22 protein-coding genes are annotated in these 26,110 nt (G+C 35.6%); 11 read left to right on the forward strand and 11 right to left on the reverse strand.

Translation table 11 applies throughout. The features are described from left to right. Positions 1-2: 2 nt before the first annotated feature. From ACQ65V_RS09430 to ACQ65V_RS09455, 6 genes are read left to right on the forward strand one after another with little or no spacing between them, the layout of a single operon-like run. The gene (locus tag ACQ65V_RS09430) at positions 3-890 is read left to right on the forward strand and encodes a DUF6268 family outer membrane beta-barrel protein (protein WP_430467703.1); all 888 of its coding nucleotides are present in this window, start codon (positions 3-5) and stop codon (positions 888-890) included. Between the two features lie 2 nt (positions 891-892). Then, positions 893-2,056, forward strand: a complete 1,164-nt coding sequence (locus ACQ65V_RS09435; RefSeq protein ID WP_412561365.1) for a sigma-54-dependent transcriptional regulator — start codon at positions 893-895, stop codon at positions 2,054-2,056. Position 2,057: 1 nt separating this feature from the next. Then, positions 2,058-2,600: a hypothetical protein gene (locus ACQ65V_RS09440; protein ID WP_273291897.1), complete on the forward strand. Its 543-nt coding sequence runs from the start codon at positions 2,058-2,060 to the stop codon at positions 2,598-2,600. 26 nt (positions 2,601-2,626) lie between these two features. Then, positions 2,627-3,505, forward strand: a complete 879-nt coding sequence (locus tag ACQ65V_RS09445; RefSeq protein ID WP_430467704.1) for a PPK2 family polyphosphate kinase — start codon at positions 2,627-2,629, stop codon at positions 3,503-3,505. Next, a complete protein-coding gene (locus tag ACQ65V_RS09450) occupies positions 3,498-4,919 on the forward strand; it encodes a M20/M25/M40 family metallo-hydrolase (protein ID WP_430467705.1) in 1,422 nt (473 codons plus the stop codon). The genes ACQ65V_RS09445 and ACQ65V_RS09450 overlap by 8 nt, the downstream gene beginning before the upstream one ends. Positions 4,920-4,931: 12 nt before the next feature. After that, the gene (locus tag ACQ65V_RS09455; protein ID WP_430467706.1) at positions 4,932-5,504 is read left to right on the forward strand and encodes a hypothetical protein; all 573 of its coding nucleotides are present in this window, start codon (positions 4,932-4,934) and stop codon (positions 5,502-5,504) included. A 1-nt stretch (position 5,505) separates the two neighbouring features. On the opposite strand, the gene ACQ65V_RS09460 is transcribed toward ACQ65V_RS09455, so the two are convergent. Next, positions 5,506-6,315, reverse strand: coding sequence for a M23 family metallopeptidase (locus tag ACQ65V_RS09460; protein ID WP_430467707.1), 810 nt, complete (start codon positions 6,313-6,315; stop codon positions 5,506-5,508). A gap of 59 nt (positions 6,316-6,374) precedes the next feature. Between ACQ65V_RS09460 and ACQ65V_RS09465 the strand changes: the two genes are divergently transcribed. Together ACQ65V_RS09465 and ACQ65V_RS09470 are read left to right on the forward strand one after the other, a co-directional pair. After that, complete coding sequence (locus ACQ65V_RS09465) at positions 6,375-6,752, forward strand: glyoxalase superfamily protein (protein ID WP_273291906.1); 378 nt, start codon at positions 6,375-6,377, stop codon at positions 6,750-6,752. Positions 6,753-6,781: 29 nt separating this feature from the next. Next, the gene (locus tag ACQ65V_RS09470; RefSeq protein WP_430467708.1) at positions 6,782-8,392 is read left to right on the forward strand and encodes a carboxypeptidase-like regulatory domain-containing protein; all 1,611 of its coding nucleotides are present in this window, start codon (positions 6,782-6,784) and stop codon (positions 8,390-8,392) included. A 2-nt stretch (positions 8,393-8,394) separates the two neighbouring features. On the opposite strand, the gene ACQ65V_RS09475 is transcribed toward ACQ65V_RS09470, so the two are convergent. The 5 genes from ACQ65V_RS09475 to lysA form a co-directional block, all read right to left on the reverse strand. Continuing rightward, the gene (locus ACQ65V_RS09475) at positions 8,395-9,114 is read right to left on the reverse strand and encodes a hypothetical protein (RefSeq protein WP_430467709.1); all 720 of its coding nucleotides are present in this window, start codon (positions 9,112-9,114) and stop codon (positions 8,395-8,397) included. Then, positions 9,111-9,236: a hypothetical protein gene (locus ACQ65V_RS09480; protein ID WP_412561358.1), complete on the reverse strand. Its 126-nt coding sequence runs from the start codon at positions 9,234-9,236 to the stop codon at positions 9,111-9,113. The genes ACQ65V_RS09475 and ACQ65V_RS09480 overlap by 4 nt, the downstream gene beginning before the upstream one ends. 40 nt (positions 9,237-9,276) lie before the next feature. Further along, entirely contained in the window at positions 9,277-10,467 is a 1,191-nt protein-coding gene (locus tag ACQ65V_RS09485; RefSeq protein WP_430467710.1) for a DUF1624 domain-containing protein, read from the reverse strand. Between the two features lie 98 nt (positions 10,468-10,565). Then, complete coding sequence (locus ACQ65V_RS09490; protein WP_430467711.1) at positions 10,566-11,603, reverse strand: AI-2E family transporter; 1,038 nt, start codon at positions 11,601-11,603, stop codon at positions 10,566-10,568. Positions 11,604-11,703: 100 nt separating this feature from the next. After that, positions 11,704-12,909 (reverse strand): diaminopimelate decarboxylase, encoded by a 1,206-nt coding sequence (gene lysA / locus ACQ65V_RS09495; protein WP_430467712.1) that lies wholly within the window; start codon positions 12,907-12,909, stop codon positions 11,704-11,706. Positions 12,910-13,023: 114 nt separating this feature from the next. On the opposite strand from lysA, the gene ACQ65V_RS09500 reads away from it, so the two are divergent. Beyond that, positions 13,024-13,686 carry a hypothetical protein gene (locus tag ACQ65V_RS09500; protein WP_273291916.1) on the forward strand — a complete coding sequence of 221 codons (663 nt, stop codon included), beginning with the start codon at positions 13,024-13,026 and terminating at the stop codon, positions 13,684-13,686. An 85-nt stretch (positions 13,687-13,771) separates the two neighbouring features. After that, positions 13,772-14,962 (forward strand): ADP-forming succinate--CoA ligase subunit beta, encoded by a 1,191-nt coding sequence (gene sucC / locus ACQ65V_RS09505; protein WP_273291918.1) that lies wholly within the window; start codon positions 13,772-13,774, stop codon positions 14,960-14,962. A gap of 37 nt (positions 14,963-14,999) precedes the next feature. Here sucC and ACQ65V_RS09510 read toward each other — a convergent pair whose 3' ends face one another. Both ACQ65V_RS09510 and ACQ65V_RS09515 read right to left on the reverse strand, forming a co-directional pair. After that, a complete protein-coding gene (locus ACQ65V_RS09510) occupies positions 15,000-15,266 on the reverse strand; it encodes a DUF1456 family protein (RefSeq protein WP_430467713.1) in 267 nt (88 codons plus the stop codon). Positions 15,267-15,290: 24 nt separating this feature from the next. Beyond that, positions 15,291-16,100: an alpha/beta hydrolase gene (locus ACQ65V_RS09515; protein WP_430467714.1), complete on the reverse strand. Its 810-nt coding sequence runs from the start codon at positions 16,098-16,100 to the stop codon at positions 15,291-15,293. A gap of 140 nt (positions 16,101-16,240) precedes the next feature. On the opposite strand from ACQ65V_RS09515, the gene ACQ65V_RS09520 reads away from it, so the two are divergent. Next, complete coding sequence (locus ACQ65V_RS09520) at positions 16,241-16,642, forward strand: TerB family tellurite resistance protein (protein ID WP_155090335.1); 402 nt, start codon at positions 16,241-16,243, stop codon at positions 16,640-16,642. A 67-nt stretch (positions 16,643-16,709) separates the two neighbouring features. Here the strand turns inward: ACQ65V_RS09520 and uvrB are convergent, their stop codons facing one another. The 3 genes from uvrB to ACQ65V_RS09535 form a co-directional block, all read right to left on the reverse strand. Further along, positions 16,710-18,716 (reverse strand): excinuclease ABC subunit UvrB, encoded by a 2,007-nt coding sequence (uvrB, locus tag ACQ65V_RS09525; RefSeq protein ID WP_430467715.1) that lies wholly within the window; start codon positions 18,714-18,716, stop codon positions 16,710-16,712. A gap of 43 nt (positions 18,717-18,759) precedes the next feature. Next, positions 18,760-21,108, reverse strand: a complete 2,349-nt coding sequence (locus tag ACQ65V_RS09530; protein WP_430467716.1) for a choice-of-anchor L domain-containing protein — start codon at positions 21,106-21,108, stop codon at positions 18,760-18,762. Between the two features lie 86 nt (positions 21,109-21,194). Then, positions 21,195-26,027 carry a choice-of-anchor L domain-containing protein gene (locus ACQ65V_RS09535; RefSeq protein WP_430467717.1) on the reverse strand — a complete coding sequence of 1,611 codons (4,833 nt, stop codon included), beginning with the start codon at positions 26,025-26,027 and terminating at the stop codon, positions 21,195-21,197. Positions 26,028-26,110 lie beyond the last annotated feature (83 nt).

Below are 26,110 nucleotides of genomic sequence, written 5' to 3' on the forward strand. Positions count from 1 at the left end.
AAATGACTTTACGCTTTTCAAAATGTTGCATAATACTTATTATAACTTTGTTTTATGCTCAGTTTGTTCAAGCCCAACTCGATGATTTAGCGCGTTTAGAGTATTCTTTTATACCAAAAAGCGGCTCAGATGATCAATATACAAGGTTAAGGCTGTCGCTCAACTATCCTATAGAATTAAAAGAAGATACTTATTTCATAGTTGGAGGTGAGTATAATAGGGTAATACTTAACTTACAAGATAACTATCCTTTTGATAGATCGCTTTTAAAAACTATAAATATTATTGACCTTAATTTAGGGTATACATTCAAGACCAGTGAAACATGGAGACTTGGTTTTCGTTTAAATCCGAGAATAGCTTCAACCTTAACCCAAAAAATTAGTGGTGATGACTTTTTTCTAAATGGAGGCGCTTTTGCTATTATAGATCGATCAAAGGATGAAAGTCTAAAACGACCTTACAGATTAATTTTAGGCCTTACCTATAATACCACAACTGGTTTACCGTTTCCTTTGCCATTTGTAAGTTATTACAGAAAACCAAGCGAAAAATGGTCATTTTCTATTGGTGTACCAAAATCCAATATCAAATGGTTTTTAGACCAAAAAAACACCTTGCAATCATTTATAAGTTTAGATGGTTATTTTGCACACTTGCAAGAGCCCTCTGTTATAAATGGCAAGCAAGTTGATAATGTATCGTTATCCGTAATTGTTGGTGGTGCGGGTTATGAGTATTTATTTACAAAGCATTTGGTAGCTTATGCTTATGCTGGTTATACCTTTAGGTTAAATAACGTATTGCGCGATGGAGAAAGAAATGAGGTTTTTAAATTAAATGATTTAAACGCCTTTTACTTAAGAACAGGAATAAAATTCAAAATATAGATATGTCAAAAATATTGATAATAGAAGATGAAGCAGCCATTAGAAGAGTATTGGTAAAAATTCTTTCTGAAGAGAGTGATACCTATCAAGTTGAAGAGGCCGAAGATGGTCTAGCTGGAATTGAAAAAATCAAAAAAGACGATTACGACTTAGTGCTCTGTGATATTAAAATGCCAAAAATGGATGGGGTTGAGGTTTTAGAAGCTGTAAAAAAAATAAAACCAGAAATACCTATGGTAATGATTTCAGGTCACGGAGATTTGGATACAGCTGTAAACACAATGCGTTTAGGTGCGTTTGATTATATTTCTAAGCCACCAGATTTAAATAGACTTTTAAATACGGTTCGTATTGCTTTAGACAGAAAAGAGCTCGTGGTTGAAAACAAAATGCTAAAAAAGAAAGTTAGCAAAAACTACGAAATGGTAGGTGAGAGTGATGCTATTGAGAATATCAAGGATATGATTGATAAAGTGGCTCCAACTGATGCTCGTGTTCTCATTACAGGTCCAAACGGAACAGGTAAAGAATTGGTGGCACACTGGTTGCACCAAAAAAGTGAGCGCTCCAAAGGGCCAATGATAGAGGTTAATTGTGCTGCAATTCCTAGCGAATTAATCGAAAGTGAATTGTTTGGCCATGTAAAAGGGGCTTTTACATCAGCAAATAAAGACCGAGCAGGTAAGTTTGAAGCGGCAAACGGAGGTACTATTTTTCTTGACGAGATAGGCGATATGAGCTTGTCTGCTCAGGCTAAGGTATTGAGAGCCTTGCAGGAAAGTCGTATTCAACGTGTTGGTAGCGATAAGGACATCAAAGTAAATGTAAGAGTTGTAGCTGCAACAAATAAAAACTTAAAGAAGGAGATTGAAGACGGTAAGTTTAGGGAAGACTTGTACCATAGATTGGCTGTTATTTTAATAAAAGTGCCAGCACTGAATGATAGGCGAGAAGACATTCCTCTATTGGTGGATTATTTTGCGGAAAAAATTTCCAGTGAACAAGGAACAGCCAAAAAATCATTTTCTTCTAAGGCCATTAAACTGCTTCAAGATTATGATTGGACAGGTAACATCCGTGAATTAAGAAATGTTGTAGAAAGATTGATTATCTTAGGAGGAAAAGAAGTAAGTGAAGCAGATGTAAAGGCGTTTGCTTCGAAATAACATGAAATTAAAATTAACTGCATATAACAAAAGAGCACTATTAGGAGGTATTATATCTGCTATAATTATTGGTTTGGGTGCTTACGGATTGGGTAATATAAGTGGTTATGAAGCAAAATCACTGATTGCCTCCTCTTTACCAGGTATCAATGCCCTTTGTAACACCATTGTCCTTGCGTCTGCAACAATTCTTGCACTTTTATTAACACTTCTAAGTATAAGCTCTAGCACTAAGTCCAGATTAAAGGACGAACATTATAAACATGTTTTGCTCATTGCCAAAATAGACACAATAGTGTTTGTTGCTGCCATGATAGTTTTTCAGTTAATGAACATTCCTGTGACTGAAGCGGAAAATGTACCTAGCTCTTGGTACACAATAATTTATTATATCAGTTTGGGATTGTCCGCAATTTTAAGTGGAGGATTAATAAGTGTTGTCTTAATGCTATACAATACGGTTGTTAGTATTATAAAAATTGTTGGCTTAGGTGTTGAGGATCACCCATTGACTTATCAAGAAGAGGAAGCTAGCGACGAATAGATGAAAAATTAAACAAACAACATTACATGAAAGAAGTCAAAATAGAGAAATTTAAGATCACATCTCAGATTAATATTTCAGATTTACCAACACGTGTAGACTTAGATGCTGATAAAAAAGAACTTAAAGAAGCCTTAAGGGATGTCAGTAAAGATTTAGCGGATATCCAAAACGCGATGTATGCACATGGTAAATACTCGGTTTTGTTTTGCATTCAAGGTATGGATACGGCAGGTAAGGATAGCTTAATCCGTGAAGTTTTTAAGGAATTTAACGTAAGAGGTATTGTAGCACATAGTTTTAAAAAACCAACGGATTTAGAGTTAAAGCACGATTATCTTTGGAGACATTATATAGCATTACCGGCAAGAGGTAAATTTGGGATTTTTAATAGAACGCATTATGAAAATGTTTTGGTAACACGTGTGCATCCCAATTATTTGATATATGAGAATATGCCAGATATAAACTCTGTTGCAGATGTTGATGATGCCTTTTGGGACAGACGATTTGAAGAAATAAATAATTTTGAAAAGCACATTGCAGATAATGGTACCATCATCTTTAAGTTCTTTTTAAATCTATCTAAAGAAGAACAGAAAAACAGATTATTAAGACGTCTCAACAGACCAGATAAACATTGGAAATTTTCAGCAGATGATTTAAAGGAACGTAAATTGTGGGATAAGTATCAAGCCTGTTATGAAGATGTATTAAACAGAAGTTCTAAACCTCATGCACCTTGGTTTAATATTCCTGCAGATGATAAGCCAACGGCAAGATACATTGTGGCTAAGATTCTGTATGAGACATTGACAACATATAAAGATATAAGAGAGCCGGAGTTGCCAGCTAAGGAAAAAGCGAATATTGATGTATATAAACAAGAACTAAACGATGAATAACTATCTTAAGACTATATCCAGAATTGCATTACTCATTTGTTTCTGTCTTTCCTTTTCCCTGAAAGCACAGTCGGATGAAGACGTTCTAAAAAGCATTTATAAACAATCGCTAACCAATGGTAAAAGTTACGAATGGTTAGATTACTTGTCCAACAAAATAGGTGGACGCTTATCTGGTTCAACAAATGCTGAACTCGCTGTACAATATACTAAAGCAGAACTTGAGAAATTAGGACTAGACAAAGTTTGGTTGCAACCTGTAATGGTACCAAAATGGGTGAGAGGTGAACAAGAAATGGCTTATTTTAAAACTTCGGACGGCTTAAATAAAGTCAATATCTGTGCTTTAGGCGGATCAGTTGCTACACCAGAGGGTGGTGTAAAAGCAAAGGTTATAGAAGTTAATACGTATCAGGATTTAGAAAAACTGGGTGAAGAAAACATAAAAGGTAAAATTGTATTCATTAACAGATCTTGGGAACAGGAGCTTGTTAATACATTTCAAGCCTATGGTGGTTGTGCTGCAGAGCGTTATGCAGGTGCTGCAGAAGCCGCTAAATATGGAGCTGTCGGTACAATTGTTCGTTCTTTGAGTTCTCGCTTAGATGATTATCCGCATACTGGTAGTATGGGTTACGGAGATTTATCTGTAGAGCAACGTATTCCTTCCGCAGCAATCAGTACCAATGATGCCGTAAAGTTAAGCGAAGCTTTAAAAAAGGATAAAGATCTTGAGTTTTATTTTGAAATGAGTTGTCAGCAGTTTGATGATGTAGAATCTTATAACGTCATTGGTGAAATTACTGGTAGTGAATTCCCAAATGAATATATCATAGTCGGAGGTCACTTGGATTCATGGGACTTAGGGGATGGAGCACATGATGACGGAGCAGGTGTGGTACAATCCATGGACGTTTTACGATTGATGAAAGAAAGCGGTATCACACCAAAACGTAGTATTCGTGTAGTGTTATTTATGAACGAGGAAAACGGATTACGTGGCGGAAGAAAATATGCCGAAGTTGCTAAAGAAAAGAACGAAAAGCACATTTTTGCCTTAGAAAGTGATGCAGGAGGCTTTACACCAAGAGGCTTTAGTTTTGATTGTAGTGACCTTATGTTTTCAAAAATTGAATCGTGGAGACCACTATTCAAACCGTATTTAATCCATTATTTTGAAAAAGGGGGAAGTGGTGCCGATATAGGACCTCTAAAAAATGATGATATCGTCTTAGCGGGATTACGACCAGACTCGCAACGTTATTTCGATCATCATCATGCAGCCAATGACACCTTTGAACACGTCAACAAACGTGAGCTTGAATTAGGAGCAGCAACCATGACAGCTTTGGTGTATTTGGTGGATAAGTATGGTACTGAAACCATAACCAATAACAAAGAAATAAAAGATTAATAGGTTTGCCTTATGAAGAAAGTACTTCTAATAGTCATTTCATTATTTGCACTAATTAGTTTCGCACAAGAAAGTTCTGAAACCGAATTACCATACTATGAAATCCCAGAGTACTCTGATGAATTTACCGCTGGTACTATGGCAGCGCGAATGGTTGATGCACTTGGTTTTCGGTATTACTGGGCAACGGATAGCTTAACGGAAAAAGATTTAGCCTATAAAGCTAATGAGGATGGTAGATCGACCGAGGAAACCATCAAACATATTTATGATTTATCAAAGATTATTGTCAATTCAACCTTAAAAGAACCAAACTCTAGAGTTGATGAAGATTTGTCTTATGAAGAAATGCGAGCAAGAACACTAACAAATCTTAAAACCGCAGCCGATATTTTAAGAACCAGTGATGATATTTCGCAATACAAAATTATTTTCGGTGAACAGGAAATTCCGTTTTGGAATCAAGTTAATGGCCCAATTGCAGATGCCATTTGGCACTGTGGGCAGATAGTAATTTACAGACGAACAACAGGAAACCCTATTAATCCTAAGGTTAATCATTTTTCAGGAAAAGTGAGAAACTAGGTTATAGTTTCCGTTTGTAGAACCTGCCTTGTTTTAATTTTTTTCGTTTTTGTCCTTTAAAATAAAAAGGTATTGATAATCCTCCAGATTTGTAGAGTACTAAATGCAAGTGTGGTATCGTGGTAAAACCAGTCATACCAGAAATAGCAATGGGTTGACCAGCTTTAACCATATCTCCGACATCAACCAAAGCTCCTTCAAAATCTAAATGCACATAGTGCGCCATTGAGCCATCGTCGTGTAAAATATAAAGTTTATTGGCCGTATTTATACACTTTCGGGTTCTGCAATGTTCCTTAGAGTCTTCTTTTACAAAAAACACTTTTCCAGATCTTACCGCAGTTATAGTATCTCCAACTTTGGTTCCAAAATCGATGGCATATTTAGAATGTGGATCATTATGGGAGAATTTTCCACCAAAGGATTGTATTATTTTATAGCGTTTTCCTTTTGGGTAAGGTAACAGATAAGCGTGGTTATTATCAGCATCGCTTTTAGAATCACCAAAATTAGCTTTAAATTTTAGGTAAGACTTAATATGGATTTTAGAGGTATCCGCAAGTCGTGCAATTGGAATCGCTACTGCCTTTTTTAAAGTGTCCTTGTACTTTATAAAACTATAGGGATTTACTTTTATAAACCCCTTTGTAGAATCCAAAGGTGATAATTTTACTTCCATAGGAGCGTAAAACGGGTTTATGAAATCTAGATAAACCGTATCGTTTTCAATATGCTTATAGCTTTTTAAACTCTGGCCATAAAACTGCTGAATAGAAATAAACGTTATAATTAGAAGTAGCAACTTTTTCATATAGTAGAGATATAGGTATAATTAAATTGTTACATTTATAAAGATAAATATTTTAAAAAATGAATACTGGTTACCTCAAAGAAATTCATCCTGTGTTACCTGTTAAGAGCGTAGTTAAAGCTGTTGATTTTTATGTTGAAAAATTAGGTTTTAAGCTTGCTTTTACGGACACAACGAGCGATAACGGTTATGCTGGTGTGTCTAGAGATAATATTGAGATTCATCTACAATGGCACGATGAAAAAGAATGGGTAGAGGGTTTAGACAGACCAATGCTTCGCATATATGTTGAAAATATTACAAAATTGTACGAAGAGTATAAAACCAAAGATGTTTTTCATGAGCGCACAGCTCTAAAGGAAAAGATTTGGGGAACAAAAGAGTTTGCTTTTTATGATTTGTACGGAAATGGTTTAACTTTTTATAGAGATCTGTAATTGTATTTTTTATGTATTTTGTCTATAGCATGAAATTAAGACTTCTATTTATTTCCGTTTTTATTATAGGTTTTTCTGTAATGACCTTCGCGCAGAATGCTAACGAATTACTCTGTAAAGTTTTAGATTTTGAAACGAAATACCCTGTATCCTTTGCTACAATTAAGTTTGATGATGTGCAAAATGGTGTGATTGCAGATGAAGATGGTGAATTTAGGCTGCCTATTGATTATAAATCGTCTGGTAAAACAATCATTATATCCTCCATTGGTTTTGAAACCTTAAGAATTAATGCAGGTTCGTTTAATTTAAATACCATAAACAAGATATACTTAAGACCTAAAGTTGAAGAATTGTCTGCTGTTTTGGTTGTGGCCCAAGCAAAGTCTATTACTTATGAACCCGAAACGATAATTAAGGAGGCTATAAAGAGAATACCTTTCAATTATCCCAGAACACCTCATTCATACATGGCATATTACCGAGATTACCAATTGGTTAACAATAATTATTATAACCTTAATGAGTTTATTTTAGAGACCTTTGATGCAGGTTTTCAAACCAATAAATTTAGGAATTCAGAAAACCGTACGGCCTTATATTCTTATGATTTAAATGAGGACTATTATTTGGATTCTTTGCTTTTAAAGAGCGTGTATGGTCAAGCCAAAGTTATAAATAAGGATGAGAGCGCACAGTTTAATACAGCATTAGAAAACGAATTGGAGATATTAAACGGACATAATGCCATACGTAATTTTGACATACCGAGCTTTTCTTTTGTCGACACTTTTAGGGACGACTTTGTGAATAACCACGATTTTAAGCTTGAAGGCATTAAATACATAGAAGATACTCCGCTATTTGAGATATCTTTTGCATCAAAAAATACTGAAGTAGCAAAATTTAGGGCAAAGGGGACAATTTATATAGCCAAAGGTAATTACGCCATATACAAGATTGAATATAAAATGATTGAGAATGAAAATTTTGCTCAGTACAAAATACAAAGTGGTAATAGCACAAAATTTGAGTTAAGGGAACGCTTAAATACCTTATACGAAGTTAATGTAGAGTACAAGCCATATAATGAGAAAATGTACCTCAATTACATCACCTTTAATAATAGGTTTATTATTAAAGAGCCCAATCCATTTAAGGTGAGCGATTTTGAGTTCGACCCTAATGATCAGGCATTTTACATTAGCTTTAATAAAGCAGTTGATGAGTCTTCAATTGCAAGAAAGAGTAGGTTTAGAGTATTGTATAAAGACAAGAAATTAATAATTAAAGATATAGAACTTGTTAAGCCCAAAGTGGTTAAGATTCAGGTGTTGGATTGGGCTGCTGGTACAGGTGCGAGTTTAGAAGAAGTAAAATCAGAGGACTTCTCTTATCGCGTTAAAAAAATTAAAGATGCCACAGGTGCAAAATTAAATAAGGATTCAAAATTATTGGGTTATCAGTTTAGAGAGTTCTTTACGCAAGAGATTTTTGAAGATAAAAAACCAAATAATAATCTCATATTCGTTACCAAAACACTACCCATTTTAGATACAAGGGTAAATCCTCCAACTTTTGATATAGATAAATATTGGGTCAATTCTCCTTTAAAGAAAACAAAGGGAGGTGACCTTTAACCTTATTGCTCTAATCGTTTATTAATTCTGTCTAAGAGCATTACAGCATTCTCTTTATACGCCTTAGTTATTCCAGAATGGTTTCCAACGGCAAGCATGGCGTGGGATGCAACTTTTACTCTGTAATCTTCACTCTGCACAAAATATTCAATGAGTTCATTTGTCATCTTGCCTTGAGCTAAATCAACAAACCAAGGAAATTTTTCAAAATCTGTGAAGTTTCTCATAACAATGGTTTCCATCCTATCGTTATTTTTAGCTATTAAGGGTTTAAAGATGGTATAGAACTTTGTAATGTCAATTATAAGGCTGTCTTTTTCGGTAGCGCGTTCATCTATCAGGTTTTTAAGCTGTTCAAAACCTTTGGTTTGTATATTAAACGGTTTGTAGATGGTCACAAGGCTCATACATTCTGGGCATTCCTTGTAGTTCTCCATGGTAATTTCGCGATCAATAATTTTCTTACTGTTTTTAGAATTGGCATCATAGTATTCTATGATTGATCTAGCGGATAATGTGTCTACTTCTAAATCGTAAGAAATAGTTCTTAACGTATTATTGATATTGTTTTTTAACTTTCGTTCTTCATTTAAATTGTTGACATAGAGTGCCAGTAAAATACCAATCATTACCAAGACAATTTCACCAATGGCATAGAGTAAATAAATGCTCATTTTATTAGAGAAGAACTTTTTTCTAATTTTTCTAAAGATATTAATCATAACTTATCTTTTTTGTCTTCTTTATTTTCTTGTTTCATTTTTATATATCTAGACACCAAGCGCATACCTAATCGAGCAAAAAGGATTACGGCAATTACTAAAACAATATCAAATCCATTCATAAGTCTTGGTTTTCTATATGTAGATAAGATACTATAAAAGTTACAGATAGCTTAGCCACCATTTGTCTTTATTGTTTGCTTTATATTGCATATATCGTTTACAGATAGGGAATAAAAGAGCAATAACTAAAACCCAAATTAGATAGGTTACCCAAAGATCAAAGCCTTTGTCAAATAGATAGCCACTCATAAAACGAGCGGGTGTTAAAATAAGTTCTCTCCAGTCGTATCCTTGTATGGATAATCCTATCATTCCGATAATATGAATAAGATAAAGATGGAGTATGTAATAGAAAAAAGGTACACGTCCAAAAACGATTAAAAAATCAGTAACCTTATTCTTAACGGATTCAATGGCATATAAAAACAATAGAGATGGTCCCAATGTCATTAGCGTATAGAGCAATGATGGTGGATATTTAGTGGTGTTGAAAAAAGACAATATAGTTTTAGTCGTTGTATCTTGATAACTCCATGGAGCCAAATCGCCATACACGTTTAAAAAACGTAAGCTCACAAATAGTATGATGGCGCCAAAACCTAAACGAAGCAACCATTTTCTGCGTAAACTAGCATTAAAGCCTTTGGTGTAAAAATACCCAAAACAATAGCCCAATATCATAATACCTAACCATGGTAGAAAAGGATAGGCAATCGCCAACATACCTTGGCCATCATTGATCACCTGAAAGTTAAACTGATGAACGTAATACCATAATAACGATAAGGGTTCTGTGCCTTCTTGTGTAATACCATCCAATAAATTGTGTCCAAATACTATAACAAGCCCAAGAGCCAAAAGTATTTTTTTAGACAAATAAATTAAAGCAGCTAAAAACATCATGCAAATCCCTATTGCCCATATAACCTGGAAAATATGGACACCAAAACCAATATCAAATGTCCATGCTAAATTAACAACGGTCAATTCAATAACAACCAACCAAAGCCCTCTGGTAAACAAAAATTTAGCAAGCTGATTTTTAGAGGCTTTTTTACTTCCATATAAAAAGGCAGAAGTGCCAGCCAAAAACACAAATACAGGAGCACAAAAATGTGTAATCCATCTGGTGAAAAAAAGTATGGGAGTGGTGGTTTCTAAATTTGTGGGATCTGCAAACATGTAACCCGTATTGGAGTAGTCTCTTACATGATCTAGAGCCATGATGACCATTACAAGGCCTCTCAGAATATCTATAGATTCAATTCTGGTTGATTTGATTAATTTCATCAGTCTTTAGTGTTAGGATTATAAAGACTTCGGGCATGGTTAAAGGTAATGAAAAAGAATAGTACTATGACGTTGGTTATGATATATAATCATCCGATTTATAGACGATCTTCTTCTTGCCCTGTGATGTTCTTACCATATTCATTTTTATAGATTTTAACCAATGCCATAAAAATACTAACTAAAAGAGGTCCAAAAATAAGTCCAATAAAACCAAACAAAGGAACACCGACAATAACACCTGTAAGCGTGATTAGTGGATGAACATTATCAAGTTTTTTAAGCACGTACAGCCTAATAAGGTTATCGGTAGATCCGACAACAACAAGTCCGTAGATTAAAATTCCCCAAGCTTGAAAAGTATTACCGGTCGATAAGGTTAAGATAAAAACGGGTATAATGCCAATTAAAGTGCCTATAAACGGAATCATAGAACCAATAGTCACAATTACGAACCAAAAAAATGGGTCTTCAATACCAAAAATAACAAATCCTATCAATGCTATAATTCCTTGAGCTAATGCAACAAGGGGAATACCGATAGCGTTAGATTTCACCATGGCTTGTACTTCATTGCCTATGGAGTTTAGACTATCATTGCCCATTGGGATGTAGTCTCGCAACGATTTCCGTAATTCCTTACGATTAGTTAGCATGAAATAAAGCATAAAATACATCAGTCCTACAGCAATAAAAAGGTTAAATGTATTGCCAGCCAAATTCTGTAGATTTTCTGATAGCCAAGTGGTAATGGACTGCGTGTCTATTTGCGAATTGATATTGATACCAGTTGTTTTTTCTAATGAGCCTGTCTGTTGTTTAAAAGCCTTAATCACCTTTTCGCTGTTCTGTGCAGCATCAGAAATTTTATTGCCAAGCATAATGCCAAATCCACTAAGTGGTATAAGAATTATAACAAATGAACCAACCATAAGGGTGATTGCTGCCAATGCTGGTTTCCAATTATATGTTCTCACCAGTTTTTTCATTAACTTTCTTAGAAGAATATAAAAAGTGATGGCACCTAGAACTCCGCTTAAATAAGGGAGCATTTCTCTAAAAATCAGACTACCTGTAAGAATGATTAAAAGTAAAACGAAAATTTGGCGTATTATTTTTGGTGCGATCTGATTCATAATGGTATAAGCAAAGGCTTCTCACAAAGATAAATCTTATCGTATTCCAAAAATTATCTTAACCCCTAAAATATTAACGCATTTGAATTTTGCGCCTAACCTAAAAATTAATCTCCACTTGATTATTCAGAATATCATCAAAGGTTTCCCTTTTTCTAATGAGTTGAGGCTTCCCTTTGTAAATCATTACTTCTGCTGGTCTGTAACGCGAATTATAATTACTCGCCATTGTAAAACAATAGGCTCCGGCATTTTTAAAACAAAGAATGTCACCCTCATTGATTTCATTAATACGCCTGTTATTTGCAAACGTATCCGTTTCACAGATGTAACCTACTACAGAATAAAAACGTTCTCGTCCCTTAGGATTTGAAATGTTAATAATCTCGTGTTGAGAGCCGTAGAGCATCGGACGTATTAAATGATTGAATCCAGAATCTACTTGAGCAAAAACCGTAGAGGTGGTTTGTTTTACCACATTGACTTTAGCTAAAAAAACACCTGCTTCACTCACTAAGAATTTACCAGGCTCAAAAGCCAAGGTTAATTCTTTACCGTAGTTTTTGCAAAATGTATTGAATCGTTTGGATAGTTTTTTACCGAGCTCCTCAATATTGGTTTCAATATCGCCAGCTTTATAAGGCACTTTAAAACCAGAACCAAAATCAATAAACTCAAGATCTTTGAAGTTTTTGGCCGTTTCAAATAAAATTTCACTGGCATATAAAAACACATCAATATCTAAAATATCACTGCCTGTATGCATGTGGATACCGTTGATGTTCATTTTGGTATTTTCAACAATACGCAACAGCAAAGGAATCTGATGAATTGAAATTCCGAATTTACTATCAATATGTCCCACGGAAATATTAGTATTCCCTCCAGCCATCACATGCGGATTAATTCTTATACAAACAGGGACTTTGGGATGCTTTGTGCCAAACTGTTCTAAAATAGATAGGTTGTCTATATTAATCTGTACACCTAACTTAGCAACGTTTTCAATTTCTTCAAGGGAAACACCGTTTGGAGTAAATATAATATCCTCTGGCTTAAACCCAGCTTTTAAACCTAGTTGCACTTCCTGTATAGAAACAGTATCCAATCCAGAACCCAATGAATTAAATAATTTTAAAACTGAAATATTGGAAAGCGCCTTAACGGCATAGTTCAATTTTAAATTTTTAACGGTGCTAAATGCTTTGGTTAAGCGGTTATATTGCGATGTAATGGTGTCTGCATCATACACATACACTGGACTTCCAAAATCCTCGGCAATTTGTAAAAGGGTTTTATTATTCATAAGTGGATTGTACTTCTAAAATTTAGACAGCAAACATAGACTATCAATATATAATAACGAATTATTTGTAATTAATTTACTAATTTTACACAAATTGTTAAATAATTAACAAATATGAAAACCGTATCATCTTGTGTTGAAGCTATTGTACTAGAGCAGCCCTTTTTAGAAGAAGGTATATCCAAAGAAATTATCAATTACTCCGCTTTGGCAAACGTATTGCAAGAGGAAGTATCAAAACAATTAGGCCGTCCGGTAAAAACAGGTGCGATAATGATGGCGCTAAGACGCTACAAGGATAAATTAACCGTTAGCAAACCTTATCATGGTTTAAGAACCTTACTCGAGCAACTCGGCGATATCACTTTACGTTCTAATTTGAGTGATTTTACTTTCAAAAATTCAAATACATTAATAAATAGTCAAGCTGATATCTTGAATAAGATAAAGGACAAAAGCCATATCTTCTATACGTTTACTAGAGGTATTTTAGAGAGTAATATTATTATTTCAAGCTCAGAAAAACAAGATGTTCTGGAAAGCTTTAAGGATGAAGTTTGCTTAGAATTGAAAGAAAAATTATCTGCTATTAGTTTAATATTGCCAAAGAATAACTCAAAGGTATCCGGTTTATACTATCTCATCCTAAAACGACTGGCATGGCAAAACGTACCACTTTACGAAGTTATATCCACAACTAACGAGTTCACTATTGTTGTAGAAGACACTGTGGTTGATAGTGCGTTTTCAATTATAAAAAATCTGAATAAAGTTTAATGACATTACTAAAATCAGCCAAAAAAAATATTGGTATAAAGTATAGTATGTGTATTTTTGTGCAGCAATAAATTTCTGATAACAAATGAATTTACACGAATATCAAGGGAAAGAATTATTAAGCAGTTTTGGAGTACGTATCCAACGCGGTATTGTAGCAAAAAACGCTAAAGAAGCTGTTGATGCAGCAAAGCAATTAACGGCAGAAACCGGTACAGGTTGGCACGTTATTAAAGCTCAGGTTCATGCAGGTGGACGTGGAAAAGGCGGAGGCGTAAAATTAGCTAAGAATCTACAAGAGGTTGAAACCATTGCAGGTGAAATCATTGGGATGAACCTAGTGACACCTCAAACATCTGCCGAAGGTAAAAAAGTACACCAAGTATTAATTGCTGAAGATGTGTATTACCCTGGCGAAAATGAACCAGATGAGTACTACATGTCTGTATTATTGAATCGTGGTACGGGTAGAAACATGATTATGTATTCTACTGAAGGTGGAATGGATATTGAAACCGTTGCTGAAGAAACACCACATTTAATTTTCACTGAAGAGGTTGACCCAGCATTGGGACTGTTACCTTTTCAAGCGCGACGTGTAGCATTTAATTTAGGATTATCAGGTACTGCGTTTAAGGAAATGACAAAATTCGTTTCAGCATTATACACGGCTTATGTAAAGTCTGATGCGTCTTTATTTGAAATCAATCCGGTTTTAAAAACCAGTGATAATAAAATCATGGCCGTTGACTCTAAAGTAACTTTAGATGATAATGCCTTATACAGACATAGAGATTTAGCAGAAATGCGCGATTTACGTGAAGAAAATCCTATTGAAGTAGAAGCAGGTGCTCTAGGTCTTAATTATGTTGACCTTGACGGAAATGTAGGTTGTATGGTAAACGGAGCTGGTTTGGCGATGGCAACTATGGATTTAATTAAGCAAGCAGGTGGTGAGCCAGCTAACTTTTTAGATGTTGGTGGTACAGCTGATGCAGCTAGAGTAGAGGCAGCTTTTAAAATCATTTTAAAAGACCCTAACGTAAAAGCTATCTTAATTAATATTTTTGGTGGTATTGTACGTTGCGATAGAGTAGCGCAAGGTGTTATTGATGCGTATAAAAACATGGGTAACATTAACGTACCGATTATCGTACGTTTACAAGGAACCAATGCAGACATCGCTAAAGACTTAATCGATAATTCTGGATTGGATGTATTAAGTGCAACTGAATTCCAGGAAGCTGCGGATAAGGTGCAGAAGGTATTAGGATAAGTTTTTACTTTTCATATAAATGCAAAGAGCAACGTTTTTAATCGTTGCTCTTTTTTTGTTTGGGTTTATTAGAATCCTGTTTTTTAGGCATTGGACCTCTTAAATGAATGATTAATCCATTAAGGAAATTTCTTAGAATTTGGTCACCACATTCCACATATTTTGGGTGGTCTTCTTTTCTGAAAAATGCATTGAGCTCACTTTTAGAGATTCTGAAATCTACAAGAGCCAGAATTTTTACAATATCATCATCTCTTAGTTTGTGTGCTACTCTTAGTTTTTTGAATATGTCGTTGTTTGTCATGGGTTAGTTGTTCGTTGTTAGTGATTAGTTGTTGGTCGATAACCATTGATACGCATTACCAAAATGCGCTTTCCAAAAAGCTTCATTGTGTTTTCCGCCTTTAATAATATGATTTTCTATTTGTTTTTCTTTTACACCTTTAGATTTTAATAATTTTACCATACGCTCTTGGTCAGGTACCATATTTTCACCTTCTTCATCACCAACCAAAAAATAAAACTTAGAGCTTTCCTGAATTTCAGCTGAGGTCACTAAATCATAGATTTTTTCACTAAACCAAAAGGAAGGGGAAAACACACCAGCGTTACCAAAAGTTTCAGGATATTTTATCGCTCCGTAAAAAGAGATCAATCCGCCCAATGACGACCCAAATAGTGTTGTATGTTTTGCATCAGACTTGGTTCTGTATATAACATCTATATGAGGTTTTAAAGTGTTTTTTATAAACATGAGGTAAGCCTCTCCGTTTCCGCCTCCGTATTTTTCGTGCTTATAAGGCGTTAATTCGTCATTACGTTTTTCATTGCCGTGTTCTATACCTATAACAATACTTTCATTATTTGTTAAGCCATCCAAATATTCATCAACCTCCCATTCGCCGACATAAGAGGTTTCAGCATCAAATAAATTCTGTGCATCATGCATATATACCACAGGATAGCGTTTTTCAGAATTTTGATAATTTGTAGGTAAATACACCCAAATAGTTTTTAACGTATCGAGTTGTGGAGCTGCAATCACAAATTTTGTAACCTGTTTAGACGCAGTACTTTGCGCAGTAATTTGACTAATAAAAAATACAAAAAACAATATGCAAATAGGCTTCAATCTCATGCTATAATTGGTGTTTCGGATTGATAAACGTTTAAAAAAACCGACCAAGTACGTTCAATTTTTCGACAAGATACATTATATCAACGACAATAAAATAATGTACCTCGTTAACTTTACATTGTTAAATAATTCCCTCTATGATGATTAACCGTGCTGAAAAGTTGAGCTTGCTATCTGAGATGATAGCCTTTGCGCAGACAGATGAAAATATAAAGTCCATTGAGTATAACTTTTTGTTTAGTATAGCCAAACAATTAGATATATCTAAGGAGGATTTTGAATATCTTTTTGAGCATCCTGTAACCTATGTACATTTAAAATCGCATAGCGAGCGTATTGTGCAATTCCATAGATTAGTACTACTTATGAATCTAGACCACAAGGTTGCACCAAAGCAATTGGTTAAAATCCATAACTTCGGATTACGAATGGGGTTAAGCCATGAGTCTATAAATCGCGTACTGGATTTAATGGATAGTTTTCCTAATAAGATAGTACCACCTGATTTTCTGATTGATATTTTTAAGGTACAATACAATTAGTATCGAAGTGTAAAGTGCAAAGTGTAAAGTGTTCGAGACTTAATACTTTACACTTATTACTTAACCACTATTTCACCTTCAACTTCTCCAGCTTACTCTGATAAGCCGTAATCTCATCCCTAAAACGTGCCGCCTCCATAAAGTCAAGTGCTTTTGCTGCTTGTTTCATTTGTTTACGTTTTTCGCGTATTTTCTTTTCGAGTTGTGACTTTGTTAGGTATTCGCTTTCAGGTTCAGCAGCTAATTTTGCTTCCAATTCTGTACGGTATGTGCTCACTGAATTTTTTGCCAAAGCGCTATCCAAACTTTTATTTAGAGCTGTTGGTGTAATATTATGTTCGGTATTATAGGCAATTTGTTTTTCGCGACGGTAATTGGTTTCGTCTATCGTTTTTTGCATGCTGTTGGTAATTTTATCTGCATACATAATGGCTTTACCGTTTAGGTTTCTTGCGGCTCTTCCAACCGTTTGAGTTAAAGAACGATTAGAACGAAGGAAACCTTCTTTGTCAGCATCAAGTATTGCTACTAAAGAAACTTCTGGTAAGTCCAAGCCTTCACGAAGTAAGTTAACACCAACTAAAACATCAAAAATACCTTTTCGCAAATCTTGCATAATTTCAACCCGTTCCAAGGTATCAACATCACTGTGGATATAACGACACCGGATGGAAATTCGAGTTAAATATTTTACCAACTCCTCAGCCATACGTTTGGTCAAGGTCGTGACTAGAGTGCGTTCATCTTTTTCAACACGAACTTGGATTTCTTCAATTAAATCATCAATCTGATTGAGGCTTGGTCGTACCTCGATTATTGGGTCTAAAAGTCCGGTCGGACGAATAACCTGCTCAACATACACACCACCAGATTTTTGCATCTCATAATCTGCTGGAGTGGCAGATACATATATCACTTGATTTTGAAGCGCTTCAAATTCTTCAAACTTTAACGGTCGGTTATCCATGGCTGCAGGCAGTCTAAAGCCATAATCTACCAAATTTTCTTTTCGGCTTCTATCACCACCATACATGGCATGAACTTGCGAAATGGTTACATGACTTTCGTCCACGACCATTAAATAATCATCTGGAAAATAATCCAATAAACAGAATGGTCTTGTGCCTGGTGCTCTGCCATCCAAATATCTCGAATAGTTCTCAATACCAGAGCAGTAACCCAATTCTCGTATCATTTCCAAATCGAATTCTGTGCGCTCTTTTAGGCGTTTGGCCTCAAGGTGTTTGCCAATATCTTTAAAATAATCATGCTGTTTTACTAAATCATCTTGAATCTCTTTAATAGCTCCATTCAATACATCTGGTGAGGTTACAAACATATTTGCAGGGTAGATATTCAAGCGGTCATAACGTTCTAAAACTTCATTGGTATGCACGTCAAAGGCTTCGATTTCTTCAATTTCATCACCAAAAAAGTGAATTCTAAAGGCATTATCAGAGTAACCAGGGAAAACATCTACCGTATCTCCTTTTATTCTGAAATTTCCGTTTTTAAAATCGGCTTCAGTACGCGAATACAATCCTTGAACTAATTGATGCAATAATTTGGTACGCGAAATGACTTGGTCGCGTTCAATGGTAATCACATTCTTTTGAAATTCCACAGGATTACCAATACCATATAAACAAGATACAGAAGCCACTACCAAAACATCACGACGACCTGAGAGTAGAGAGGAAGTGGTGCTCAATCGCATCTTTTCAATCTCTTCGTTGATAGAAAGATCTTTTTCTATGTAAACTCCAGAAACAGGAATATAAGCCTCAGGCTGATAGTAATCGTAATAGGATACAAAATACTCAACAGCATTATCAGGAAAAAACTGTTTAAACTCAGAGTATAGCTGGGCTGCCAAGGTTTTGTTATGCGCCAAAACTAATGTTGGACGTTGCACTTCTTGTATCACATTGGCAACTGTAAAAGTTTTTCCAGAGCCTGTAACACCTAGTAAGGTTTGATATCGCTCATTTTGGTTGATACCATCTGCTAGTTGTTTAATGGCTTCTGGCTGATCACCAGTAGGCTTAAAGTCTGACTCAATCTTAAATCGCATAGCGCAAATTTACGATAAAGATTATCGGGAATAAAATGTTTGATTAACGTCGCAACGCAAAATGACCATTATAGATTTTGCCATCAGAAAATTTGGCGACAAACCAATAATCATCACTTGGTAGTTTTTGTCCATTTAGATTTCCATCCCACGCTCGATTTTGGGTATTTATTTCATAAATAAATTTGCCGTAACGGTTGAAAATTCGGATATATTCTATGGGATTTTCGAGCATATCAAAACCTAAAATTTGCCAAACGTCATTAGTGGTATCGCCATTTGGTGTGAAGAACTTAGGAAACCCAAGCACTGTAATAATTTCTTCAATAATACCGCAACCATTTCTGTCTCTTACATAAACTGTATGCATACCGTAAGTAACATTGTTAAAAACATTGCTTTCTTGGTAAAACCCATCGATGTCATCTATAGCATAGTCATAAAACCCTTGTCCTGAAACGTTAATGGCCACTGAGTTGTTGGGTGCAATACCATCAACAACAATACTCTCAATCGTTGCTGTTTCAGATGGATTTACTGTTATCGTTCTGCTAGACGAACAGCCATTTGGGTCTGTTACTATGACGGTATACGTACCTGTTTCATTAATGTCATAAAAAGACGTATCAACATCAGTTAATGCTCCATTAAAGTACCACTCGTAGTAATAATTATTAGGAGAATCATTAAGTACTCCACCATACAGTGTAATGGTTTCAGGAAAAGTATCTATACAATAAAACAATGATTCGTTTGGTTCTAAAACTGGCGTGTAAAGTACGTTCAGCCTAGCTTGGGATATGCTAAAACATTGATTGTTACTCTTAATTTTTACAAAAATTATTTGCGAATTTGCCACTTCATTTTGATAAGTGTTGGGTAGGGCATTGGTTTCGCTGAATGCATCAGCTTCGTTTTCATAGAATGTCACATCTGCACCAGTCGGAATCTGATTGACGATTGAAGCTTCTATATCGCTTAAAGTGAAATTTGCAAAACCATCAATGACTTCACCATCGCAAACCTCTAAATCTGGAATTGCAATTATATTATTTGAAGTTTGCAGTTCGAGTTCTACAATGTCATAACAGTTGGCAGGATTTATAATTCTCGCAAAAACAGTTTGAAAAGGAATGGTATTCTGAAAACTAGTTGGATTGGTTATCGGATTAGTATTGTTTCTGGCATCACTTTCTAAAATAAAAAAATCAGAAATGACTAGCGTATCATCATTGTTGGTCAAATCTGATGAAGCATCAAATAGGTTATAGGTGGTTAACCCATCTTGATTGATATCACATTCCGTTAAAACCGCATTTTGTCCAACAGGCAAAGGAGCGTATTCAATAACCACTTCACCATAAGATGTGCAGTTATTGGCTAAACCAACTTCAACGGTATATGTACCTGGCTCGGTGACTGTATAACTTCCGCAAGTGCCGCAGCCTAAAGCAGTTCCTTGAACTAAAATACCATCCCTAAACCACTCATAGGTGTTTTGTCCATCTTGATAAGCTATTAATTCTAAGTCTTCACCTTCACACAGCGAATTACCAGTTGCAATAAGTCTGTTTGGACCTAAATCTGATGAGAGCTGAAAGCTACCTGCTTCTAAAAAAACAGCAGAGTCAAATCTATAGTTTTGTTCGTCGGCAATAACAAGCTTTACATGGTAGGATTGATTGGGTACGACATTAGCCGTTGCAGTTAATACAGCTGTCTGGCCGTTAAAATTTATCGGAGCATTTACACCATTGAAAGTTCCAAAATAGGTTTCATTTTGTGGAGGACAAGATCCAGGAACTCCAGGTGTAACCGTTGTTGCTTTTACAGGAATATTAGTGTCTGGTACCAAAGCAATATTTTCGTACTGATTTTGACCATCAGTTGGTCTAATCAAAAACCCAAATAAATCTGAAAACTGACAACTATTAGGATTGTTTTCCTGATATTCCTCAGAAGCAAATAAATATCTAAAACTCACTTGCGATGCTACAGATGTAAAATCAAATTCTAAAATGGTTGCATTAAAGGTATTGGACTCATTTAGGGCAAATTCTAGGTCGGCATCTCCTTCCCAGTTTGTGGCATCATCATCACTTAAGTTGTTGTTTGGTCCAGGTACATTTGCTAATCGACCGGTACTCATTACTATACCATTTTGAAAGGGAAATGAGGTTCCTGAGGCATCAAAGTAGCCATAGCTTTGGTCTGCGCCTCCAAAATTACCACCTACAACATTTGTGACAACAATATTAGTAATACAATCACTATCGATGAGTATATCTTCGATAAGTTGTTGAGGAGTATAGGTTTGGCTATCTACTGTTATATTCTGGGAATAATTCAGTAGGGATATAAACATGATAAAAAATGAGAAGACTTGTTTCATTTTTATTTAAAAACGGACAGCAAAGATAAGCATACTACTTACACTAAATTTTGAATAAGATGTTAAAAGAAAATTTCGATTTAAAATTAACGTTTCAAAGCAAAATGTCCTTTAACCTGAAAGCTTTCGCCATCCTTGATGACATAGGCGATGTACCAATAGTCACCAGAAGGCATTTGGTTACCGTTGAAGGTGCCGTCCCAGCCAGAAGTATTGTGCCCAATTTCCTTGAGCAACTTGCCGTAACGGTCAAAGATATGAACTCTGGTACCAGGCAATTCTTGGACACCGGCAATGTGCCACGTGTCAAAATCGCCATCATCATTTGGTGTTAAATGCTTTGGTGCATCAAAGACCAAGACCTCTCGAGTTATTCTGGCACAGCCATTTTGGTCTATTATGGTAATGGTATTGTATCCAATGGGTACGTTCACAAAAACATTAGAAGTCTGAAACGGCAGATCGTTGAGCTGATAGAGGTAATCACCGATACCGTTAACGGTAACCGTTATGTTGTTCGGGTCCGAGAAATCAATCGTCTCAACAACATCGATGACCGCAGACTCGGATTCCGTAATATTAAACGTACTTGTACTTTGGCAACCATACTGATTGGTTATGGTCACGGCATACGACCCAACCTCCGTAATCTCAATTTCAGAGGATGTTTCATTTGTTGACCAGAGATACGTGTCCAAAGGATTCCCAGTATCGGCAGAAACAGTCAATGGCAAATCATTTAGGCAGAGCACCTGATCTTCAACAACGGTATCTGGCAATGGATTGACAACAACAGAAAACTGTGTAATGTCAAAACAGCCAGTGGCCAGGTTCTCTATTCTTACAAAGATCACCTCACCATCAAAAGCAGTATGCTCAACGTCCAACTCGTTTATGTTTTCGGTGGCCTCATTTTCTGAACTGAAATAACTTACGGCATACTCATTAGGATTTTGATTGCCCAAAACCGCTGAATCCTGAGAGGATAAATCAAATTCTAAAAGTCCATCATAGTCATCGTCACAGGCCACGAGGTCATTGGGCTGATTGGCAACAGGAAGCGGGTTGATCACCAGCTGAAACGGATGTACGGAATAACAGCCAGTTGTGGAATACGCAACTCTTGCAAATAAGTTTTCAACAGTGTTGGTATAAGTGTAATCCGTATTTAGCTCAGCAACATTGGCCTCGGCATCGGCTTCACTGGTGTGATAGCTTACCAATACATTAAAGGTATCTTCTAGAAGCGCTAAATCAAAATCCGACAGATCCACATAATTTTCGGCATTAGCACAAACTTCATAAGTATCGATAGGGTCAATCTCTGGCGGACTGTTGATAATTAATTCAAAAGGCACTGAAGCAAAACAAGTTGTGCTTACATTAAGAACTTTTACGTAAAGTGTCTGCGGGTTTGATGTATTTACATAAGCTTCAGGATTGGTAATACTATTCAGATTATTTTGTAAATCGGCTTCAGATTCAAAATAAGTAAACTCAATACCGTATTGTCGTCCTTCTAAAATTAGAAGTTCTATTTCCTTTAGGTTCCATTGTTGCTCAAATTCATAATTGTTACCACAAACAGTTAACGATTGCCCTTGGTTAACTTCAGGAAGGTCTAACGTAGTAATATTAAATGAGGAAACTTCGTGACATCCAGTATCAGTATTTAACACACGTGCATGAATCAGTTGCGGATTAGCAGTAGTAGTGTAATTTAAAGGTAGAGCGTTAGTTCCGAGATCTGCATTTAAAGGTGTTAAATGAAAAGAAACATCTAAATTTTGAGTGGCTCCATTGGTGATTTCATCTACTTTTTCGGATAAATTTACAGTATTGAGACCATTACCATTATAGTCACAGCGAAACATATCTGTTGGCTCAACATATATTGGTGCTTGTCGCACTTCTATCTGCATTGGTGCAACAGCAAAACAACTATTCTCAGCTTCATTTTCTAGGCGAACATAAACGGTCTGAGGATTTGATGTGTTTTGATATGCTAAGTTTTTGTCAATAATATTCGCTCTATTAATTGCGTCATTTTCTGTTTCAAAATAGAGCACCTGCATACCTTCTTGACCGTTGATGACTTCAAAATCCTTAGTTACAAAAAAGAAGCCTGTTGTTACATTGGTATCTATTTCACAATTGATATAATCTGAAATAGAAGTCAATTGAGGATTGTCATAAATTAGGACTTCTAAAGCGACTACGGCAAAACAATCTAAATCTTCAACAGCTATTCTTATAAATACTTCTCTAGTTTCAGTAGTAAAGCTTTCAGGGTTTTCTATGGCAAACCTATTGGCTACTGCATTGCCATAGGTTTGATGAAATGAAATGGTTGTACCGCTCAGATCATTGGATAGTTGCGGTAAGACAGACTCTAAATTTACAGTTGAGCTTCCGTCTTGGTCATCATCACAAACAATTATGGGCTCAGGTGTTGCTATTTCCAACCCATCAGAGATATTAACTTGTAAGGTTGAAAAATTATAGCACTGGGATCTGTTATCCGTAATTCTGATATATAATAACGGTGAGTTACTTGCAGAGTCATAACTGAAACCTAGTACATTCTCATCAGCAATAGCATCTGCTTCAGTTGCATAAAACTCAATAGTAGTAAACTCGGCTTGGTCATTGTTAATTAAATCTATCAATGGATTTAATTGAATGGTTGTTAAACCCGTTTGAGCATTAGTGTTACCACAATACTCAATAGTTTGCGGTTCTAACTCTGGTAAAGGGAGTACATCCAATTCAATATCTGCATCATAATCACAACCATTACTTGATATGTTTGCATAAACTATGTTATTGTTATTTGTTACAGTGTATGGTGCGTTTACGTTTATTGGATTTTCACCATTGATTCTATCTTGTGGCGTTTCATAATAGGTGATTTCAATATCATAACCATCATTAAGCTCTTCGCTTACTTCATTTAAATCGAAATCCAATGTGCCATCGTTTGATGGATCATCACAACCAGAAACAACGGGTTGGTCACCATATAAATTGTGAGTAAGATTTGTGTGCAGTTCTATAGGAACTACTGACGGACAATCTTGGCTTCCGTCTAAAATTGCCATATATACAGTTTGCTGATACGGTACTTCGTTTTGGTAGGTTACTCCTGGGAAAATAGGGAAAGCTTGATCCTGAGCATTTTGAAAATCTGTATAAAATGTGATACCAGCATCTGGATAAGCAACTAAGACTTGATCTCTTATAATACCCAAATCAAAAACAGCAAATGATTGACTCGTAGGCAAACACAAATCGATATAAAACCTTTGGTCAAAGTCTAAACGCTCTTGAATAACAAGTGGAATTGGAACAACACTGATGCAGCTCGTAAAATCATTTTCAATTCTTACATATGTGAAATTAGAGCCAAAAGGCATATCAGAAGCAAAAGTTATAGGGTCTACATCATTATATGCGTCTGCTTCAGTAACATGAAAGGTAACAGTTCTATTAAACTCGTAGTTGGCAATTTCAAAGGCATAATATGACAATTCTAAATAGCCGACACCATCAATTAAAAAATCCGCACAGAGAATTATCGGTGGAATTATATTGTAATTTGGTTGCGCTCCTATTTCAACATTAAAGGATCCAATCTGAAGACAACTCCCGTCCATACTTTCTATCCTAGCATAAAGTGTTTCAGAAAGTTCTGTATTTTCATAATCGCCTACAATAGGATTGAGGTTATCTAAAGCATCTACTTCAGAATGATGATAACTGATATTAAAATCGTCTGAAGGGAGATTGCTAAGAATTTCTTCTGTTTTTATGGTTAAATCAAATATGGCAAAGCCGTCAAATGGTAATTCGTCACAAATAATGAGGTCAGCTATTGGCTCAGCTTGTTGAAAAGGTATAGTGTCTACAGTAATAGAATCGGTTATGATACACGACCCATTTGGCAACGGAATGGTAACTACCACCTCATAAAAACCAGATTGCAATGCTTGAAGCGTAGGGTTGGTTTCTCCTGCAATTTCTACACCATCTATAAACCAGGCATAGGTGGCATCATCATTGTCAATTTCACCATTCAATTCTATCGTAGAACCACAAGCCGTAATATCTGGGCCTAAATCCACAGACGTACCAAACCCTTCTGATTCAATAAATACAGCAGAATCAAAACGCTGGTCGATATGATCAGCGATAACGAACTTAACGCGATATGTGACACCAGGCGTTATATCTGCAGTCGCATTTAGTACTATGGTTTGTCCATCATAATTAGTTGTACCAAGATTATAGCCTTCAAAAAAATTGACATTTTCTGCATCACATCCTTCGGGTATTTGAGGGTGTATAGAACTTGTGTTAATGGACGAAGCACTATCAGGAACTAGCGCAATATTAACGTAAGGGTCTGATGTGCCAGCTTCTTTAATGAGAATTGCAAAAACATCTTGAAAATTACAAGGGTATTGTTGTTGATATTCATCTGAAGCAAATACATATTTAAATCCAACGCTATTGTTTATCGAGGTGAAATCAAATTCTAACGATGTTGCATTGAGTGTTTGCGAGATTCCCAATATGGCTTCTATATCAGGATCGGTATCCCAATCTAAGTTACCGTCACTTAAACTTTCAGCAATAATATTATTCCCGGAAGAATTGACATTACCTGTAGATAATATAATACCGCTCTCTAAGGGAAAATCAGAAGTGCCTCTATCAAATAAGGCATAACTTGGAATGCCATTAACACTACCATTGATTGCAGAATTAGCATTAGATGCAATAACGCAACTCCCATCGGTTAAATTATCTATAAGTTGCTGAGGCTGTAAAGAAGAGTCCGTAACAATTTGCTGTGCATATGAAAAACACATATGCACGAAAAGCAATAGAAACGTAAACGTACTTTTCTTTTTCACGTGAGATATTTAGGAATTTACAGCAATAGAGAAAACGTAAAGCTTTCTTTTTTATATAAATATACTAAAAAGCCACTAAAACT

The organism is Winogradskyella ouciana (assembly GCF_965284585.1).
GTDB lineage: Bacteria > Bacteroidota > Bacteroidia > Flavobacteriales > Flavobacteriaceae > Winogradskyella > Winogradskyella ouciana.